Raw genomic sequence first — 506 nt, forward strand, 5'->3', positions numbered from 1 at the left:
ATTCTAATGAAGGTAATTGCAAAAATTTCAATTCATTGAAAATTGATCTTAGAAATGAGGAAATAGTAAATGATATATTTCATAAATATAAACCTAATATAGTTGTTCATTCAGCAGCATTAACATTGACATTGTTAAATAATAAATTTTCTTTGAGAGATTATTATGAAGTAAATGTTAAAGTGACAGAAAATATTGCTAAAACTTCATCCAAATTGAGGTCTAGATTAATCTATATCTCAACAGATTTGGTTTATGATGGAAACAGAGGTTCATATTTAACAGAAACTTCTAAATTGAATCCCATTTCACCTTACGCTGAATCAAAACTAATTGGAGAAAATAAAGTAACAACGAATTGTGATGATTATATAATTCTAAGAATTGCATTACTTATTGGATTTGGACTAAATCATTCATTTTGTCATTTTCAATCAATGTATAAAAATTTAACTGAGAATAAGCCCGTAAAACTTTTTACCGATCAATTTAGGACACCTATATCA

General features: G+C 26.1%; 1 protein-coding gene. It reads left to right on the forward strand.

The features are described from left to right. The coding region (locus N3D74_06765) for a sugar nucleotide-binding protein (protein MCX8095864.1) at positions 1-506 on the forward strand (506 nt) is incomplete at both ends.

The sequence above is a fragment of the Caldisericia bacterium genome, from assembly GCA_026414995.1.
Classification (GTDB): domain Bacteria; phylum Caldisericota; class Caldisericia; order B22-G15; family B22-G15; genus JAAYUH01.